Source organism: Reyranella sp. GW821-FHT12G01 (assembly GCF_058806575.1).
In genome coordinates this window covers 425,906-443,514 of record NZ_JBXAPV010000001.1, presented here as the reverse complement: position 1 = coordinate 443,514, position 17,609 = coordinate 425,906, and the positions used below count along the sequence as shown (strand labels likewise).

Sequence of the window (17,609 nt, the reverse complement as noted above, 5' to 3'; positions counted from 1 at the left end):
AACGATGACCGGCGGTCCGCTTACCGCATCGATCGTCGAGACCTACGAGCTGTTGCCACCGCAGCTGAAGACTGCGGCGCGCTACATGCTCGACCGGCCCGACGATGTCGCCCTGCTCTCGATGCGAGAGCAGGCGCGGCGCGCGGGCGTGCCGGCCGCGACCATGACGCGGCTGGCCAAGCGCCTGGGCCTCGACGGCTACGACGAGGTCCGCGCGCTCTATGCCGGGGCGGTGCGCGCCGGCACCCTGGGCTTTGCCGGCAAGGCCGAAGTCCAGGTCGAGGTGCAGATCGTCCATGGCGAGCGCGCGCTTGCCGCCGACATGGCGCTGTCGCTGTCGCGCCAGATCGCACGGCTGGCCGAGCCGTCGTCGCTCGACCGGCTGGCCGATGCGGCGAGCCGCCTGCATGCCGCGCGGCGGGTCTATTGCCTGGGCCTGCGCTCCTGCCATGCCGCCGCCTGGCACTTCCACTACATGCTGTCGCTGCTGGGCGACAAAACCGTGATGCTCGACGATGCCGGCGGCACCGGCCTCGACGCGATCCGCGACGCCGGGCCGAACGACGTGCTGCTGGCAGCCAGTGTCGAGCCCTATGCCCGCGCCACCATCGAGGCGGCCCGCTATGCCGCCGCCGGCGGTGTGCCTGTAGTCGCACTTACCGACAGTGCGGTCTCGCCGCTCGCGTCGCTGGCCGCCGCCACCATCCTGGTGGCGACCGAGAGCCCGTCCTTCTTCCACACCATGACGCCGCTGCTGGCGGTCGCCGAGATCCTCGCCGCTTTGGTGGCAGGCAATGGCGGCCAGACCGCGCTGGCGGCCCTCGAACGCACCGAAGCGCAGCTCTCGGCCTTCGGTGTCCATCTCACCCGTCGCCCCTCATCGGAAAGACCATGACCCATATCCTGCATCGCCAGATCGGCGGAAACCTTCCCGTGGCCGCCGGCGGCTCGGGCATCGAGATCGTCGACAGCACCGGCAAGCGCTATCTCGACGCCTCGGGCGGTGCGGCCGTCTCCTGCCTCGGTCACGGCCATCCTGCGGTGACGGCGGCGCTGCACGAGCAACTCGACAAGCTCGCCTATGCCCATACCGGCTTCTTCACGACCGATGTGGCCGAGAAACTCGGCGACCGGCTGATCGAGGACGCGCCCAAGGGGATGAGCCACGTCTATCTGGTGAGCGGCGGCTCCGAGGCGATCGAGGCGTCGCTCAAGATGGCGCGGCAATACTTCACCGAGCGCGGCGAGACCGGCCGTCGTCATGTCATCGCTCGGCGCCAGAGCTATCACGGCAACACGCTGGGCGCGCTGGCGGCCGGCGGTAATGCGTGGCGGCGTGCGCCCTTCTCGCCGCTGCTGATCGAGACGCATCACATCGATCCCTGCTTTGCTTATCGCTACCAGCAGCCGGGCGAATCCGACGAGGCCTATGGCCTGCGCGCGGCCGACCTGCTGGAGGAGAAGATCCTCGAACTGGGCGCCGGCACGGTGCTGGCCTTCGTTGCCGAGACTGTGGTCGGCGCGACATCGGGCGCGGTGCCGCCCGCGCCGGGCTACTTCAAGCGCATCCGCGAGATCTGTAACCGCCACGGCGTGCTGCTGATCCTCGACGAGGTGATGTGCGGCATGGGCCGCACCGGCACGCTCCATGCCTGCGAACAGGAAGGCATCGCGCCGGACCTGATGACCATCGCCAAGGGCCTGGGCGGCGGCTATGAGCCGATCGGCGCGGTGCTTTTGGGCAAGCACATCTATGAGGCCTTCGAGAAGGGCAGCGGCTTCTTCCAGCACGGTCACACCTACATGGGCCATCCCATGGCCTGCGCCGCGGGCCTCGCCGTGCAGGAAACGATCCGGCGCGACAACCTTTTAGCCAACGTGAAGACGATGGGCGCGCTGCTGCAGCGGCGGCTGGGCGAGCGCTTCGGCAATCATGCGCATGTCGGCGACATTCGCGGTCGCGGCCTTTTCCAGGCCGTCGAACTTGTCGAGGACCGTTCGACCAAGGAGCCGTTCGATCCGGCCCGCAAGCTCCATGCGAAGGTGAAGAAGGCGGCGATGGCGCGCGGTCTCATGGTCTATCCGATGGGCGGCACGATCGATGGCCAGCGCGGAGACCACGTGCTGCTGGCGCCGCCGTTCATCGTGACGGCCGAGCAGATCGGCGACATCGTCGACCGGCTGGGCAGCGCGATCGACGACGCGCTGGCGTAGTCTTCTTCGGACCGCGGGCCTCCAGGCCCGCTCGGATTATGATGCGGGCCTGGAAGCCCGCGGTCCGCATGACGAGATCACTCCGGTCGCGCTAGTCTTCCCCCATGAAGACGGCGGTGATTGTGAACCGCATGGCGCACAAGGGAGGCGCCGCAAAGCGCTGGCCCGCGATCCGGGCCGAGCTGGAGAAGCGCCTTGGACCGGTCGAGCCGCAGTTCACTCAGGCGCCGGGTCATGCGACTGAACTTGCGCGCGCATCCTTGCAGGACGGTGCGCGCCGCTTCGTGGCCGTAGGGGGTGACGGCACGGTCAACGAAACGCTGAACGGTCTGCTCGACCCCTCGGGTAAGTTGCTGGCCCCCGATGCTGTGCTCTGTCCAATACCGGCCGGGACCGCCAACGAACTCAGCCGCGCGCTCGGTCACCTCGCCAAGCCATCGCTTGCCTATGATGCCGCGGCGTCGGGCCATCGGAAGGCCGTCGATCTCCTGCAAGTGCGGTGCGCCGATTTCGAAGGCGGCCGCGTGGAACGATTTGGCTATCTGATCGTTTCACTCGGGGCGGCTGCGTCCGTCAGTCATCGCACGTCGAGATCGCGCTGGGCAAAAAAGCTCGGCGAGGTCGCTTATGTGTTGATGGCGCCCACCGTAATTTTGGGCTTTCGCCCTCGTGCGGTCGAAGTGACCGTGGACGGTGTCGATAGGGGGACGAGGCCTTTGTTCACGGCGATGATCGCGAATACGGAGAATGGCGGGGGTGGTTTGCGGATTGCCCCCGGCGCGCGCTTCGACGACGGGGTGCTCGATCTCGTGGAAGTGGGTGACGTCTCGCGCCTCGATGCTCTTCTTGGCGTCATGCCGAAGCTCTACAGCGGTTCGCACATCCATCACCCGAAGGTGCGCATGACGCGCGGCACGTCCTTTTGCTTCAGGAGCGAAGCCGAAACCCTCGTCGATCTCGATGGTGAGACGATTGGCCGGCTTCCCCTCGAAATCTCGGTCATGCCGCGCGGCTTCTTCGTCGGCGCTATCGACGGGACGGACTAGATGGCTGCCAAGACCTCTTCCGTTCGCATCACCCTCATTGCGCTCGTCCTCGTCGCAGTGGCGGCCGGCGCCGTCTACTGGTTCGCCTTGCGCGGGCCCAAGGCGCCGCCGGTAGCGGCCGCTCCGCCGCCTGCTGAAGTCGGTGTGGTCACGCTGACCTCGGCCGATGTGCCATTGCCTTTGCTCTATGCCGGCCGCGTCATCGGCTTCCGCATCGTCGAGATCCGGTCGCAGGTCGGGGGCTTCCTGCAGAAGCGCGAATTCACCGACGGCGAGGCGGTGAAGGCGGGCGACGTGCTGTTCCGCATCGACCCGCGCAGCTACGAAGCCGCGCTCGCGCGGGCCAAGGCGCAGATGGCGCAGGCCCAGGCGACGGTCACGCAGGCGGCCGAGAATTTCACCCGCGTCGAAGGATTGGCGGCGCGCCAGGTGTCGACGCAGAAGGCCCTGGAGGATGCGACGGCCGCCCGCGAGCAATCCGCGGCGGCGCTGGCCTCCGCCAAGGCCGACGTGCAGACCGCCGAGCTCAATCTCGAATACACCGTGATCAAGGCGCCGATCTCGGGCCTCACCAGCATCGAGGCCTCGCCGCCCGAGGGCACGCTGGTCCAGCCGCAGCAGACCGTGCTGACACGGATCACCCAGCTCGATCCGGCCTACGTCTATTTCACCACCACCGACAGCGAGCTGCGCGAGCTGACGGAGATCAACCGCAAGCGCGACAAGCCGCTCAAGGAAGAGGACGTCACGGTCAAGCTTCGCTTCGGCAACGGCGACGTCTATCCCTACGACGGCAAGGTCGACATCAGCTCCAGCATCGTCGATCCCCGCACGGGCACGGTGCAGATCCGCGCGGTCTTCCCCAATGAGAAGCGTGGCCTGCTGCCCGGTCAGTTCGTGCGGGTCGAGATCATCGGCGTCACCATGCCGAACGCGGTGTTGGTGCCGAAGACGGCGATCGTGCAGGGCCCGCAGGGCGCGGCCGTCTATGTGCTCGATGCCAACGACGTGGCGCAGGCCCGTCCCGTCCAGCTCGACCGCGAGGTCGAGAAGGGCTGGATCGTGAAGAACGGCCTGAAGGCCGGTGAACGGGTCGTCGTCGACGGTGTCATCCGTGTGCGCCCAGGCGCCAAGGTGAAGCCTGTGGCTGCGCCGCCGGCTCCTGCCGCCGCGACACCTGCTTCGGCTCCCCAGGGCACGCCGGCCGCGAACGCCCCCTCTGGTCCTGCTCCTGCTCCAGCCGCTCCCGCACCGGCCGGAGGCGGGACCAAACCGTGATTTCAAAGTTCTTCATCGACAGGCCGGTCTTCGCCAGCGTCCTGTCGATCGTCATCGTGCTCGCCGGCCTTGTCGCCATGCGGGCGCTGCCGATCTCGCAGTATCCGCAGATCGTGCCGCCCGACGTGGTGGTGACGGCGAGCTATCCGGGCGCGACGGCCGAGACCATCGCATCGACGGTGGCCGCACCGCTCGAGCAGCAGATCAATGGCGTCGAACGCATGATCTACATGCGCTCGACCTCGACCGGCTCGGGCACGATGAGCCTGACGATCAGCTTCGAGATCGGCACCAATCCCGACCAGAACGCCATCAACGTGAACAATCGCGTGCAGCGCGCGCTGCCGCTGCTGCCGGCCGAGGTGGCGCGCCAGGGTGTGGTGGTGCAGAAGCGCTCGACCTCGATCCTGATGGTGATGACGATGTCGTCGCCCGACCGGCGTTACGACACGGTGTTCATCAGCAACTACGCACTGGTGAATGTGATCGACGAATTGCGCCGCCTGCCGGGCGTCGGCGATGCGGCCCTGTTCGGCGCATCGGACTACTCGATGCGCATCTGGCTGCGGCCCGACAAGCTCGCGCAATACAATCTGACGCCGGGCGAGGTCGCGGCCGTGGTCCGCGAGCAGAACTCGCAGTTCGCCGCCGGCCGCTTCGGCGAGGAGCCGATGACCAACCCGCAGGTCTTCACCTATTCGGTGACCACCCCGGCGCGACTGGTCGATCCCACCCAGTTCGAGAACATCATCATCCGCTCCGACGAGATCGGCGGCGCGCTGCGCCTCAAGGACGTGGCGCGGGTCGAACTGGGGGCGCTGACCTACGGTTTCTCGGCGATCTTCAACGGCGCGCCCGCCGTGCCGATCGGCGTCTACCTGCAGCCAGGCGCCAACGCGCTGGAGGTGGCGAAGTCGGTCAACGAGACGATGCAGCGCATCTCCAAGCGCTTCCCCGAGGGGCTGCGCTACGACGTGCCGTTCAACACCACGCGCTTCGTCGAGGTGTCGATCGAGGAGGTGGTCATCACCTTCATCGAGGCGATCATCCTGGTGGTGCTGGTCGTCTTCCTGTTCCTGCAGAGCGTGCGCGCGATGATCATCCCGGTCATCGCCATCCCGGTCTCGATCATCGGCACCTTCGCCGGCATGTACCTGCTGGGCTTCTCCATCAACCTGCTCACGCTCTTCGGACTGGTGCTGGCGATCGGCATCGTGGTCGACGACGCGATCGTGGTGCTGGAGAACGTCGAGCGCATCATGTCGACCGAGGGCAAGAGCCCGCGCGAGGCCGCGATCCAGGCCATGCAGGAGGTGACCGGCCCGGTCATCGCCATCGTGCTGGTCCTGTGCGCGGTGTTCATCCCGGTCTCTTTCCTGGGCGGCCTGGCGGGTGAGCTCTATCGCCAGTTCGCGGTGACCATCGCGGTCTCGGTGGTGATCTCGGGCATCGTGGCGCTGACACTGACGCCCGCACTGGCGGCGCTGATCCTGAAGCCCGGCCACGAGAAGCCCGGACGGTTCTTTGCCGGATTCAACAAGGGCTTCGACTGGATAACCGAGCGCTACACCGGCGGCGTGTCGTTCCTGCTGAAGAGCACCGTGATCGGCCTGGCAGGCCTTGCCGTCATCATCGGCGCGACCGTCTTCCTGTTCCAGAAAGTGCCGGGCGGCCTCGTGCCCAACGAGGACCAAGGCTACGTCTTCCTGGTGACGGCGCTGCCGCCTGCCGCCTCGTTGAGCCGCACGCGCGAGGTGACGGCCAAGGCGACCGAGGAGCTGGGCAAGAACCCGGCGGTCGCCAACATCGTCACCTTCTCGGGTTTCGACCTGCTGTCGGGCGCGCAGAAGACCAACTCGGGCATTTCCTTCGTCACGTTGAAGGACTGGTCCGAGCGCAAGGATCCCAAACAGGACGCCCGCAATCTCGCGCCGTCACTCGCGGGGCTGAATGCCAATTTCCGCGACGGCGTGGTGATCGGCTTCAATCCGCCGCCCATCCAGGGCATGAGCACGACCGGCGGCTTCGAATTCTACCTGCAGGACCGCTCCGGCGGCTCGCTGGCGAGCCTCGCGGAGGCCGCGAACAAGGTCGTGGCGGCGGCGGCGAAGCATCCCGAGCTGGCCGGCGTCTCCACCACCTTCTCGACGAGCGTGCCGCAGTACCGGATCGACGTCGATCGCGACAAGGCCAAGGCGATCGGCATCCCGATCAACTCGATCTTCGACACGATGCAAAGTTCGTTCGGCAGCCTCTACGTCAACGACTTCACCCTGTTCGGCCGCACTTATCGCGTCAGCCTGTCGTCGGAAGCGGACTTTCGCGAGAAGCCGGACGACCTGCGCCAGGTCTTCGTGAAGTCCGACAAGAACGTGATGGTGCCGCTCAACGAGCTGGTGACGGTGACGCGCATCGTCGGTCCCGACACGGTCGACCGCTTCAACATCTTCCCCGCTGCCAAGATCCTGGGCAATCCAGCGCCGGGCTACTCCTCGGGTCAGGCGATCGCGGCCATGCAGCAGGTCGTGGCCGAAACCCTGCCCAACGACTACACGATCGGCTGGACCGGTTCGGCCTATCAGGAGCTGGCGACCCAGGGCTCGGGCAGCCTCGGCTTCGTGTTCGGTCTCGTCATGGTGTTCCTGATCCTGGCGGCGCAGTACGAGCGCTGGTCGCTCCCGCTCGCCGTCATCACCGCCGTACCCTTCGCGGTGTTCGGCGCGCTGCTGGCGGTCTGGATCCGCGGCCTGGAGAACGACGTCTATTTCCAGATCGGTCTCATCACCTTGATCGGTCTTGCCGCCAAGAACGCGATCCTGATCGTCGAGTTCGCCTCGCAGCGCTACCAGCAGGGCCTCTCGGCCTACGACGCGGCGATGGAGGCGGCCAAGCTGCGCTTTCGGCCGATCGTGATGACCTCGCTCGCCTTCATCCTGGGCGTGCTGCCGCTGGCGATCAGCAGCGGCGCCGGCTCGGCCAGCCGCCATTCGATCGGCACCGGCGTGGTCGGCGGCATGCTGGCCGCGACCTTCATCGCCATCCTGTTCGTGCCCCTGTTCTTCCGCCTGCTGACCCGCGGTCGCAAGGCGGAGACCAAGCCGGATGGGGAAAACCCGGCGCCGCCGGCCGCGCACTAGCGGACGAATCGTCCGGCGGACTGCTATCATCGCCGGATGAAGATTAAGAAATTCGGCACGCCGCTCAAGCGGTCCGCGATCAAGCTCATGATGCTGGGCTCCGGTGAACTCGGCAAAGAGGTCGTCATCGAGGCGATGCGCTTCGGCATCGAGGTCATCGCCTGCGACCGCTACGCCGATGCGCCGGCGATGCTGGTCGCCAACAGCGCCTACGTGTTCGACATGCGCGACGGCGGGGCGATGCGCCATGTCGTCGAGACGGTGAAGCCCGACTTCATCGTGCCCGAGATCGAGGCCATCGCCACCGACACGCTGGTCGAGCTGGAGAAGGAAGGCTGGACCGTCATCCCGACGGCGCGCGCTGCCCAGCTCACCATGGACCGCCGTGGCATCCGCAAGCTCGCGGCCGAGAAACTCAAGCTGCCGACCTCACCTTATCGCTTTGCCGCCAGCCTCGAGGAGCTGCAGGCCGGCGCGGCGGCCGTAGGCTTTCCCTGCTTCATCAAGCCCACCATGTCGTCTTCCGGCCACGGCCAGAGCGTCGCGCGCAAGCCCGCCGACGTGGCCAGGAGCTGGAAGACCGCAATGGAGGGCACGCGCGCCAGCACCGGTCTCGTCATCGTCGAGGGCGCCATCGACTTCGACTATGAGATCACCCTGCTCACCGTGCGCCACGACGGCGGCTTCGGCTTCTGCGAGCCGATTGGCCACATCCAGGTCGACGGCGACTATCGCGAGAGCTGGCAGCCGCACGCCATGTCGAAGACGGCCCTGCGCAAGGCGCGCGACATCGCGAAGAAGGTCGTGAACGAGCTGTGCGGTGCCAAAGGCCGCGGCCTGTTCGGCGTGGAGATGTTCGTGAAGGGCGACAAGGTCTGGTTCTCCGAACTCTCGCCGCGCCCGCACGATACCGGCATGGTGACGATGGTCTCGCAGAACATGAGCGAGATGGAGCTGCACGTACGCGCCATCCTCGGCCTGCCGATCCCCGAGATCACCTGCCAGCCCGGTGCCTCGGTGCCCGTGTTGGGCGACGGCAACCTCAAGGACCCGACCTACACCGGCATCGCCAAAGCGCTGGTGCAGCCCGGCACGTCGGTGCGCATCTTCGGCAAGCCCGAAGTGAAGGGCCACCGCCGCATGGCCGTCGCGCTGGCAACCGCCCGCACGGTCAAGGAAGCCCGCCGCAAGGCAATGGCGTCCGCGAAGCAGATCAAGGTCGGGTAGGCGCGCACCCGACCATTGTCATCCTGAGCGCAGCGAAGGATCTAGCGCCAGCGACAGAGTGCTGTGGTCGTTCCGCAAGGTCCTTCGCTGCGCTCAGGACGACAATTCGACCTTAGTGCCGGAAGTGCCGCATCCCGGTGAACACCATCGCGAGGCCCTTCTCGTCGGCCGCGTCGATCACTTCCTTGTCGCGCATAGAACCGCCGGGCTGGATGATCGCGGTCGCGCCGGCTTCGGCGGCGGCCAGCAGGCCGTCGGCGAACGGGAAGAAAGCATCCGAAGCCACGACGCTGCCGACGGCAGGGCTGACCTTCAGGCCCGCGGCCTCGCCCGATTCGGCGGCGCGGATGGCGGCGATGCGCGAGCTGTCGCGGCGGTTCATCTGTCCCGCGCCGACGCCCACAGTCGCGCCGTCCTTGGCATAGACGATGGCGTTCGACTTCACGTGCTTGGCTACGGTGAAGGCGAACAGGAGGTCGTCGAGTTCCTTCGCCGTCGGCGAGCGCTTGGTCACGACCTTGAGGTCACTCTTCTGGAGATGCCCGTTGTCGCGCGTCTGGAAGAGATAGCCGCCGGCCACGCTCTTCAGCGTCATGCCGGCGGTCGACGGATCGGGCAGGGCGCCGGCCAGCAGCACGCGCACGTTCTTCTTCGTCGCGAGGATCGCCAGCGCCTCGGGCGTCGCATCGGGCGCGATCACCACTTCGAGAAACAGCTTCACCAGCTCGGCCGCGACCTTGGCTTCGAGCGTGCGATTGACCGCGACGATGCCGCCGAAGATCGAGACCGGATCGCAGGCATAGGCCTTCTGGTAGGCGGTGAACTGGTCGGCATCGACCGCCACGCCGCACGGATTGGCGTGCTTCACGACGACGATGGCGGATTCGGCGAACTCCGCGACGCACTCGTAAGCCGATTCGGTATCGCCGATATTGTTGTAGGACAATTCCTTGCCCTGGATCATGCGCGCCGTGGCGACGCCGGGGCGCTTGGTGCCGTCGCTGTAGAAGGCGGCCTTCTGGTGCGGGTTCTCGCCGTAGCGCAGCGTCTGCACGCGTTCGGCCGAGAGGGTCAGCCGCTCGGGGAAGGTCTCGCCCTCCTGGCTTGCGAACCAGTTGGCGATCGCCGAATCGTAGGACGCCGTGCGGGCATAGGCCTTGGCCGCGAGCTTGCGACGCAGCGCCAGGGTCGTCGCGCCCTTGTTGGCGTCGAGCTCCTGCAGCACCGAGGCATAGTCCTTGGGGTCGACCACGATCGTCACGAAATCGTGGTTCTTGGCCGAGGCGCGGATCAGCGCCGGGCCGCCGATGTCGATATTCTCGACGCAGGTCGGGAAGTCGGCTCCGCGCGCGACGGTCGCCTCGAACGGGTAGAGGTTCACCACCACAAGATCGATGCCCGCGATCTTGTGGTCGCTCATCGCCTTCTGGTGGCCGGCGTCGGTGCGGCGGGCCAGGATGCCGCCGTGGATCGAGGGCTGCAGCGTCTTCACGCGGCCGTCCATGATCTCGGGGAAGCCGGTATGGTCGCTGACCTCGACCACCTTGAGGCCGGCGTCGCGCAGCGACTTGGCCGACCCGCCGGTCGAGAGAATTTCCACCCCGTGCGCCGCCAGCGCCTTGCCCAGTTCGACCAGGCCCTCCTTGTCGGAGACGGAGATCAACGCGCGCTGGATGCGGGCCAGATCGGGCGTGGGCGACGGGACGTATTGGGTCGAGGCGGACATGGCCGGTCTTTTAGCCCGGTCGGCGGTGGATCGCCATGGCGGCTCATCGCGCCAAGGTGGCGCGGTTTTGCTAAGTTCCCGCCGTGCGAATTCTGCTGACAGGCGCGAACGGATTCATCGGCGGGCAGCTTCTGTCCGGCCTGCAGGCGAGGGGCCACAAAATGGTCGCCGCAGTGCGAGACCCGGCCGCCTTCCGCCGCAAATGGCCGGACGTCGAGGTCCTTGCTGCCGACCTCAATCGCGACACCTCGCCCGAGGTCTGGCGATCCCGGCTGGCCGGCGTGGAGGCCGTCATCAACTGTGCCGGCGTCCTGCAGGGCGGGCGAGGGCAGGATATCCAGGCCATCCATGCAACCGCGCCGATCGCGTTGTTCGATGCCTGTGTGGTGGCGGGCATCCGCCGCGTGGTGCAGATATCGGCCATCAGTGCCGATGACGAGGCAGGCACCGAATATGCGCTGACCAAGAAGCGCGCCGACGATCATCTGCGCAGCCTGCCGGTCGATTGGACGATCCTGCGACCGTCGCTGGTTTATGGCGAGGGTAGCTATGGCGGCACGTCGGCGCTGCGCGGGCTTGCCGGCTTGCCCGGTGTGAGTCCGCTGGTCGGTGACGGCTCGGCCTCGTTCCGGCCGATCCATCTCGACGATCTCGTAGAGACAGTCGTGTGCGTCGTGGAGACCGATCGGTTTGCGCGCCAGACGCTCGAACCTGTCGGTCCGGAAATCGTGACCCTGCGTGAATTGATCGCGAAGTATCGAGCCTGGCTCGGCTTCGAGCCCGCTCCCTTTCTCGCGATCCCGATGCCGCTGATGCGCGTCGCTGCCCGCTTTGCCGATCTTGCGGGTGGTGGCCCGCTCGGAACCGCGAGCCTGCGCCAGCTCGAGGTCGGCAATGCGGGTAAGGAGCCGGTTACCGCTTTTGCCGACCAGATCGGCTTCGCGCCGCGCCGCATGGACGACATGCTGATGCGCCGCCCAGCACAAACTCAGGACCTCTGGCACGCACGGCTGTATTTCCTGCGGCCGTTACTGCGAACGGCGTTGATTCTCTTATGGATAGGCTCGGCGCTTGCCGGCGTGCTGGCGCCGGTTGCTTCCTACGCCACGGTGGATGCTGCCTTTTCGGGCCTGGGACTACCATCACGGCCGCTGGCCCTTGCCTTCTCCGTCGTCGATCTGCTGATCGCCATCGCGCTGCTGCTTCGCTGGCGGCCGCGCTGGATGGCGGCGATCCAGTTTGCCGTAGTCGGCGGCTACACAATCCTGCTGACCCTGCTGGTTCCGTCGCTCTGGCTCGAACCGTTTGGAGCCTTGCTCAAGAACCTCCCCATTCTCGCGCTGATCGGCGTCTGGGCGGTCCTGGAGGAGGAACGGTGATCCTGGGAATCGACTCCTATCTCTGGATGAAGTGGCTGCACATCCTGAGCAGCACGGTGCTGTTCGGCACGGGCATCGGCACGGCCTTCCAGATGTGGTTCGCGCATCTGCGCGGCGACGTGCGCGGCATTGCGGTGGTAGCGCATAACGTCGTGCTGGCCGATTGGCTGTTCACCTTGCCGGCGGGCATCCTGCAGCCGCTCACGGGCCTCGCGCTTGTGATGCAGGGCGGTCTCGATCTCACAGCGTCCTGGCTCGTCCTGACCTACGCGCTCTACGCCCTGGCGTTCGCCTGCTGGGTGCCCGTCGTCGTGTTGCAGATCCGCGCCCGCGATCTCGCTGCGCAGGCGCTCGCCACGAACCAGCCCCTGCCGCCCGCCTATTACCGCGCTATGCGGCTGTGGTTTACCCTCGGCTGGCCAGCCTTCATCGCGCTGGTGGTCGTCTATCTGCTGATGGTCGCCAAACCCGACCTCTGGTGAACGCGGTTAGGCGTCCGCCCCCTCCAGGACCCGGACCGTGAAGCCTTCGGCCTGCAGCGCCGCGACCAGTTCGCGGGCGTGGTCGCGGTCGCGGCTTTCGACGGTGACGTCGAGCTCGGTGGACTTGGCGACGACGCTGCCGAAAAGCCGCTGGTGCTGGACTTCGACGATGTTGCCGCCGGCGCCGCCGATCAGGCGGGCCACCCGGGCGAGCTGGCCGGGCAGGTCGGGGATCATCAGGCGCAGGCGCACGATGCGGCCGTCGCGGACCAGGCCGCGCAGCAGGACGGAGGCCAGCAGGCGGGTGTCGATGTTGCCGCCGCACAGGACCAGCCCGACCTTGCGGCCCTTGAAGACCTCGGGATGGGCGAGCAGCGCGGCGAGGCCGGCGGCGCCCGCACCCTCGGCCACGGTCTTCTCGACCTCCAGGAAGAGCGCGATGGCGCGCTCGATCGCCACCTCGTCGACCGACAGCACCCGGTCGACCAGCGCCCGGGCGATGGCGAGCGGTTTCTGGCCGATGTCGCGCACCGCGATGCCCTCGGCGATCGTGTCGCCGCCCACCGTCACCGTCTCGCCGGCCAGGAGTTGGCGCATGGCCGAGTAGCCGGCCGATTCGACGCCGATCATCTTCACGTCGGGCTTGAGGCCGCGCGCCGCGACGGCACAGCCGGCGAGCATGCCGCCGCCGCCAACCGGCACGACCAGGGTGTCGATCTCGGGCGCGTCCTCCAGCATCTCCAGCGCGATCGTGCCCTGGCCCGCAATGATGCGCGGATCGTCATAGGGATGGACGAAGACCAGCTTCTCCTCGTCGGCCAGGCGATGGGCCTCGGCCGCCGCCTCCGACAGCGTGTCGCCCTTCAGCACGACCCGCGCGCCGTGGTCGCGCGTGTGCTTCACCTTGGTGTTGGGGGTGAAGGACGGCATCACGATGGTCGCGGGAATGCCGAGCCGGCCCGCGTGATAGGCGACGCCCTGCGCGTGGTTGCCGGCCGACATGGCGATCACGCCGCGGCGCCGCTCCTCGTCGGTGAGCTGCAGCAGGGTGTTCAGCGCGCCGCGCTCCTTGAAGGAGGCGGTGAACTGCAGGTTCTCGAACTTCACCCAGATATCGGCCTTGGCGATGCGCGACAGCGTCTCGCTGCGCAGGCAGGGCGTGTGGACGACGGCGCCCGCGATGCGTGCCGCAGCGGCGCGCACGTCGGCCAAAGAAACAGGAAGAGTATCGGCGGTCATGGCAACTCAGTAGCCGTCGCGGCACAGCTTTTGAAGCTGCGGCAGCGAAAGGGCATCGATGTCGAGGGCGGCTAAAAGGTCGTTCTCGGCGGTGAAGTCGCGGCCGTACATCGCCGAGAAGAGGCTGACGCCGGCCTCGTGCAGCGGCGCGGCCGGGCCGGCGAGGCGGCCGAGCTTCGCGGTGGGCACCAGGCCGAAGGGCACGTCCTCGGTGACGTAGCGGCTGTCGGCGGTCGTCGGGCCCGCACCGCCCTTGCCGATGGCGTGCATCGCCTGGTGCATCTCCGAAGCCGAGCCCATGGGGATGCCGAACGACAGGTTGAGGTGCTGGAAGATGGTGCGGACGTCGAGCCCCAGCGACGCGGCGATGGCAAGGCGCTCGCGGTCGAGTTCCTCGAGCAGGCGGCCGACCTTCGGCGTCACGTTCTCGGCCTGGCCCCAGGCCTCGGCCTTCTCCATGCGCGTCATGTTGCCGAGCGCGATGCCCATGTGGATCGTCGGATTGAGATTGCTGAGCGCGATGGCGAGCAGGCTCTGCCGGTCGACGAAGCGGTCGCCGAACAGCGACTGGCAGAGGGCGAGACCCTCGGCGCTGCGCGAGGCGGGAAGCGTGGCGAGATCGACCGTCTTGCGCACCGTGTTCACCTGCACCTTGGTGGGACCGGTCTGGCGGCCGCTGAGCAAGGTCGTGCCCCAGGCGATGATCGGCACCGCGACGCCGCGCGCGGCGAGCAGGCGCGACAGGTACAGCGCGCCGAACGAGGCGTGCGAACTCACGATCACGGTCTGAGTTGTCGCGATGTGCGACGCGATCGCGTCGAAGACGTGCTTATGGCCGTAAGCCGGCAGGGCGATCAGGATCACGTCAGCGCCGGTTACGACTTCGGCCGCGCTCGTCGCAATGCGAGGCTTGAACGTGCCCTCGATGGCGCCGGCCGCGACGAGCGGCTCGCCCGCGGCCAGGGCCTTGGTCCGTTCGCCCGACGGCGACCATAGCGTGGCCGCGTGTCCCGCCTGTTCGAGAAACGCCGCCATTCCAAACGCGATCGCGCCCGCGCCGACGATACCAACCTTCATTCTTTAATCCTCAAATGTCCGTCGTCTCGACCGTAGCGCGCAGCGCGGAGCGGAGAGACCTTCTCTCTACCAAAAGCCGGCAAGTTGTAGAGAGGAGATCTCTCCACTCCGCACCTTCGGTGCTCCGGTCGAGATGACGGATCCTCAACTCAGCCGGCCATCTTGCGGTCGAGCCAGTCGCGCGTGCGGTAGAGCGCGCCGATCAGCGGCAGATAGAGCGAGGGATCGCCGTTGTAGAGCGGGTGTTCGGGGAACTCGCGGCCGTCGAAGGCATTGACCGGTGCGTTGGAGCCGCCGGCGATCTTCTTGGCCGTCTGGGTGCCGAGATAGGTCATCATCGCGACGCCGCTGCCGTTGCAGGCGAGCAGGTAATGCATGCCGTCGTCCTGGCCCATGTGCGACATCGAATCGAGCGCGAAGGCGACGTTGCCCGTCCAGACATGGGTGATGCGGATGCCCTTCAGCTGCGGGAAGCGGTCGATCATGTACTGGTAAAGGATCGGCGCGCTCACTTCCGGCGGTGCCGCGGTGAAGCGGGCACGGCCGCCGAAGATCATGTGTTTGGCGTCGGGCGAGGGCCGGTAATAGGTGAGCACCCGCTTGGTGTCGCCGATCGAGCGCTGCATCGGAATGAGATCCGTCGCCGGCATCGGCAGTTCTTCGGTGGCGATGATGTGGCTGGCCACCGGCACGACGCGCAGCTTCAGCTTGGGCGTCAGGTCGCCGGTGTAGCCGTTGGTCGCGATCACCACTTCCTTGCAGGCAATCGGCCCCTTGGCCGTCAGCACGCGCCAGCCGCTGCCGCTCTTCGCGTCCTTCGTCTTCTCGATGCGCTCGGCCTCGACGTTGCCGCACAGCACGGCGCCCTGTGCGTGGGCGGCTTCGAGCAGGCCCTTGTAGTAGCGCGCGGGATGGAGGTTGCCGCCGCTGCGGACATACATGCCGCCGTAGTAATAGTCCGACGCCATCATCTCGCGCACCCGCTCGCGCGGGATCATCTCGGCGCCGACATTGGCGTACTTGTTGAACATCTCGACCTTGCGCGCCTGGTCGTCGTAGTGCTTGGGCGTCCAGGCGCCGGTGAAGCGACCGTTGGTGATCAGGCCGCAATCGATCTTCTCGCGATGGATGATGTCGATCAGCGTCTGCAGCGAATCCGCGCCGCTGCCCAGGAACGCCGCCTTGTTCGCCTCGAACTCGGCTTCGACCTTGGGGTTCTTGCCGCCCAGCCCCTTGGCGATGTTGGTGCCGCCCGAGAGCATGCCGCCGTTGCGGGTCGAGGCGCCGATGCCGAACACGCCGCGCTCCAGCACCACGCAGTCGATGCCATTGCGCCGCAGTTCCAGCGCCGTCGACAGGCCGCCATAGCCCGCACCCACGATCACCACGTCGGTCTTCGCCGGCGGATCGACGCTCAGCGCGTTGTTGGGCGTCCACGCCTCCCACCACCACGGTTGAGCCTTGAAGCTGGGATGGAAGATATCGGCTTTGTTCATGGGCTTACTCGCAATTCATCGTTCGAGCGATGCGAGGCAGTCTTCGTGCCACTGAAAGATCCCTCGCTGCGCTCGGGATGACAGACTTCTTTCAGAAGTCTGTCACTTTCCCGTTGAACTGCCAGTCGCCGTAGCGCGTCGGTTCGGGACCGGGCGGGCCGCCGATCTCCTCGACCTTCTTGGGCTTCTCGGGTGGGGTGGTGGTCGCCGGATCGGCCTTGGGCGGCTCCGGCGGGGTGGGCTTGGTGGGTTCGGTCATGGCGCCATGATGCCCTTCCGTACCTTGATTCGCCACTTTTGCAGACCAACTTAACCGGCATGAATTACTTCAAGACCGCGCTCCTGCTCGCCGCGCTGACGGGCTTCTTCCTCGTGGCCGGGTATCTCATGGGAGGCCAGACCGGCCTCGTCATTGCCTTCGTCATGGCGCTGGGCATGAACGTCTTCGCCTACTGGAACAGCGACCAGATGGTCCTGCGCATGGCCAACGCGCAGGAAGTCGGGCCGGAAAACGCGCCTGAGCTGTTCAACATCGTCCACGAGCTGGTGCAGCGCGCCGGCCTGCCGATGCCGCGCGTCTACCTGATCGACGAGGACCAGCCGAACGCCTTTGCGACCGGCCGCGATCCCGAACATGCCGCCGTGGCGGCCACCACGGGCCTGCTGCGCAACCTCAGCCGCGAGGAAGTCGCGGGCGTGATGGCGCACGAGCTGGCCCATGTCCGCCACCGCGACACGCTGATCATGACCGTGGCCGCGACCCTGTCGGGCGCGATCGGCATGCTGGCGAGCTTCGGCGGCCTGATGGGCGGCGGCCGAGATTCCGAAGGCCGGCCGCTGGTCAATCCGATCGTCGCCATCGCCGCGATGATCCTGGCCCCGATGGCCGCCATGCTGGTGCAGATGGCGATCAGCCGTGGCCGCGAGTACGAGGCCGACCGCATGGGCGCGGAGATCTCCGGCCAGCCGCAGTGGCTCGCCTCGGCGCTGGCCAAGCTGCACGCCGGCACGCAGCAGATCCCCAACCAGGCGGCGGAACGCAATCCGGCGACGGCGCACATGTACATTGCCAATCCGCTGGCGGCGGCCGGCGGCATGTCGAGCCTTTTCTCGACCCATCCGCCGATGGAGGAGCGCATCGCGCGCCTGCAGGCGATGGGCGGCCAAAGCTACCAGACCTACGCGCCGTCTAGCCCGCAGCCTGCGTCGGCGCCCGGCGGTGGCCCGTGGGCCGACTCCCGGCCGCCGTCGAACGGTCCGTGGGGCAATCCGGCGCCGCAGACCCCGCGTCGCGGCCCCTGGGGCTGA

14 protein-coding genes are annotated in these 17,609 nt (G+C 67.1%); 9 read left to right on the top strand and 5 right to left on the bottom strand.

Annotated features, from left to right (window positions below):
* The first annotated feature begins 4 nt into the window (after positions 1–4).
* From AC1RP5_RS02090 to purT, 6 genes are all read left to right on the top strand, one after another.
* Positions 5–895: a MurR/RpiR family transcriptional regulator gene (locus AC1RP5_RS02090; RefSeq protein ID WP_493108907.1), complete on the top strand. Its 891-nt coding sequence runs from the start codon at positions 5–7 to the stop codon at positions 893–895.
* Positions 892–2,214 carry an aspartate aminotransferase family protein gene (locus AC1RP5_RS02085; protein ID WP_493108906.1) on the top strand — a complete coding sequence of 441 codons (1,323 nt, stop codon included), beginning with the start codon at positions 892–894 and terminating at the stop codon, positions 2,212–2,214. The genes AC1RP5_RS02090 and AC1RP5_RS02085 overlap by 4 nt, the downstream gene beginning before the upstream one ends.
* A gap of 104 nt (positions 2,215–2,318) precedes the next feature.
* Complete coding sequence (locus AC1RP5_RS02080) at positions 2,319–3,260, top strand: diacylglycerol/lipid kinase family protein (protein WP_493108905.1); 942 nt, start codon at positions 2,319–2,321, stop codon at positions 3,258–3,260.
* Positions 3,261–4,538: an efflux RND transporter periplasmic adaptor subunit gene (locus AC1RP5_RS02075; protein ID WP_493108904.1), complete on the top strand. Its 1,278-nt coding sequence runs from the start codon at positions 3,261–3,263 to the stop codon at positions 4,536–4,538.
* The gene (locus AC1RP5_RS02070) at positions 4,535–7,675 is read left to right on the top strand and encodes an efflux RND transporter permease subunit (protein ID WP_493108903.1); all 3,141 of its coding nucleotides are present in this window, start codon (positions 4,535–4,537) and stop codon (positions 7,673–7,675) included. Before AC1RP5_RS02075 ends, AC1RP5_RS02070 begins: the two co-directional genes overlap by 4 nt.
* 36 nt (positions 7,676–7,711) lie before the next feature.
* Complete coding sequence (gene purT, locus AC1RP5_RS02065; protein WP_493108902.1) at positions 7,712–8,902, top strand: formate-dependent phosphoribosylglycinamide formyltransferase; 1,191 nt, start codon at positions 7,712–7,714, stop codon at positions 8,900–8,902.
* A gap of 112 nt (positions 8,903–9,014) precedes the next feature.
* On the opposite strand, the gene purH is transcribed toward purT, so the two are convergent.
* Positions 9,015–10,628 (bottom strand): bifunctional phosphoribosylaminoimidazolecarboxamide formyltransferase/IMP cyclohydrolase, encoded by a 1,614-nt coding sequence (gene purH, locus AC1RP5_RS02060; RefSeq protein ID WP_493108901.1) that lies wholly within the window; start codon positions 10,626–10,628, stop codon positions 9,015–9,017.
* A gap of 83 nt (positions 10,629–10,711) precedes the next feature.
* Here purH and AC1RP5_RS02055 point away from each other — a divergent pair, with 83 nt between their 5' ends.
* A complete protein-coding gene (locus AC1RP5_RS02055) occupies positions 10,712–12,007 on the top strand; it encodes an SDR family oxidoreductase (protein ID WP_493108900.1) in 1,296 nt (431 codons plus the stop codon).
* Positions 12,004–12,489: a DUF2269 family protein gene (locus AC1RP5_RS02050; protein WP_493108899.1), complete on the top strand. Its 486-nt coding sequence runs from the start codon at positions 12,004–12,006 to the stop codon at positions 12,487–12,489. The genes AC1RP5_RS02055 and AC1RP5_RS02050 overlap by 4 nt, the downstream gene beginning before the upstream one ends.
* Positions 12,490–12,495: 6 nt before the next feature.
* Here the strand turns inward: AC1RP5_RS02050 and AC1RP5_RS02045 are convergent, their stop codons facing one another.
* The 4 genes from AC1RP5_RS02045 to AC1RP5_RS02030 form a co-directional block, all read right to left on the bottom strand.
* On the bottom strand, positions 12,496–13,728 hold the full coding sequence (locus tag AC1RP5_RS02045) for a threonine ammonia-lyase (RefSeq protein ID WP_493108898.1): 1,233 nt from the start codon (positions 13,726–13,728) through the stop codon (positions 12,496–12,498).
* A gap of 6 nt (positions 13,729–13,734) precedes the next feature.
* Positions 13,735–14,805: an NAD/NADP octopine/nopaline dehydrogenase family protein gene (locus AC1RP5_RS02040; protein ID WP_493108897.1), complete on the bottom strand. Its 1,071-nt coding sequence runs from the start codon at positions 14,803–14,805 to the stop codon at positions 13,735–13,737.
* Between the two features lie 149 nt (positions 14,806–14,954).
* The gene (locus AC1RP5_RS02035; protein ID WP_493108896.1) at positions 14,955–16,301 is read right to left on the bottom strand and encodes an NAD(P)/FAD-dependent oxidoreductase; all 1,347 of its coding nucleotides are present in this window, start codon (positions 16,299–16,301) and stop codon (positions 14,955–14,957) included.
* Between the two features lie 91 nt (positions 16,302–16,392).
* Positions 16,393–16,560: a DUF1674 domain-containing protein gene (locus AC1RP5_RS02030; RefSeq protein ID WP_493108895.1), complete on the bottom strand. Its 168-nt coding sequence runs from the start codon at positions 16,558–16,560 to the stop codon at positions 16,393–16,395.
* A gap of 59 nt (positions 16,561–16,619) precedes the next feature.
* Between AC1RP5_RS02030 and htpX the strand changes: the two genes are divergently transcribed.
* On the top strand, positions 16,620–17,609 hold the full coding sequence (gene htpX, locus AC1RP5_RS02025; RefSeq protein WP_493108894.1) for a zinc metalloprotease HtpX: 990 nt from the start codon (positions 16,620–16,622) through the stop codon (positions 17,607–17,609).

Excerpts from the sequence above, each read along its gene's own strand:
- AC1RP5_RS02080 (WP_493108905.1), top strand. The coding sequence starts at position 2,319 with ATGAAGACGGCGGTGATTGTGAACCGCATGGCGCACAAGGGAGGCGCC.
- purT (WP_493108902.1), top strand. The coding sequence starts at position 7,712 with ATGAAGATTAAGAAATTCGGCACGCCGCTCAAGCGGTCCGCGATCAAG.
- AC1RP5_RS02040 (WP_493108897.1), bottom strand. The coding sequence starts at position 14,805 with ATGAAGGTTGGTATCGTCGGCGCGGGCGCGATCGCGTTTGGAATGGCG.
- AC1RP5_RS02090 (WP_493108907.1), top strand. The coding sequence starts at position 5 with ATGACCGGCGGTCCGCTTACCGCATCGATCGTCGAGACCTACGAGCTG.
- AC1RP5_RS02030 (WP_493108895.1), bottom strand. The coding sequence starts at position 16,560 with ATGACCGAACCCACCAAGCCCACCCCGCCGGAGCCGCCCAAGGCCGAT.
- AC1RP5_RS02035 (WP_493108896.1), bottom strand. The coding sequence starts at position 16,301 with ATGAACAAAGCCGATATCTTCCATCCCAGCTTCAAGGCTCAACCGTGG.
- purH (WP_493108901.1), bottom strand. The coding sequence starts at position 10,628 with ATGTCCGCCTCGACCCAATACGTCCCGTCGCCCACGCCCGATCTGGCC.
- AC1RP5_RS02075 (WP_493108904.1), top strand. The coding sequence starts at position 3,261 with ATGGCTGCCAAGACCTCTTCCGTTCGCATCACCCTCATTGCGCTCGTC.
- AC1RP5_RS02085 (WP_493108906.1), top strand. The coding sequence starts at position 892 with ATGACCCATATCCTGCATCGCCAGATCGGCGGAAACCTTCCCGTGGCC.
- AC1RP5_RS02045 (WP_493108898.1), bottom strand. The coding sequence starts at position 13,728 with ATGACCGCCGATACTCTTCCTGTTTCTTTGGCCGACGTGCGCGCCGCT.
- htpX (WP_493108894.1), top strand. The coding sequence starts at position 16,620 with ATGAATTACTTCAAGACCGCGCTCCTGCTCGCCGCGCTGACGGGCTTC.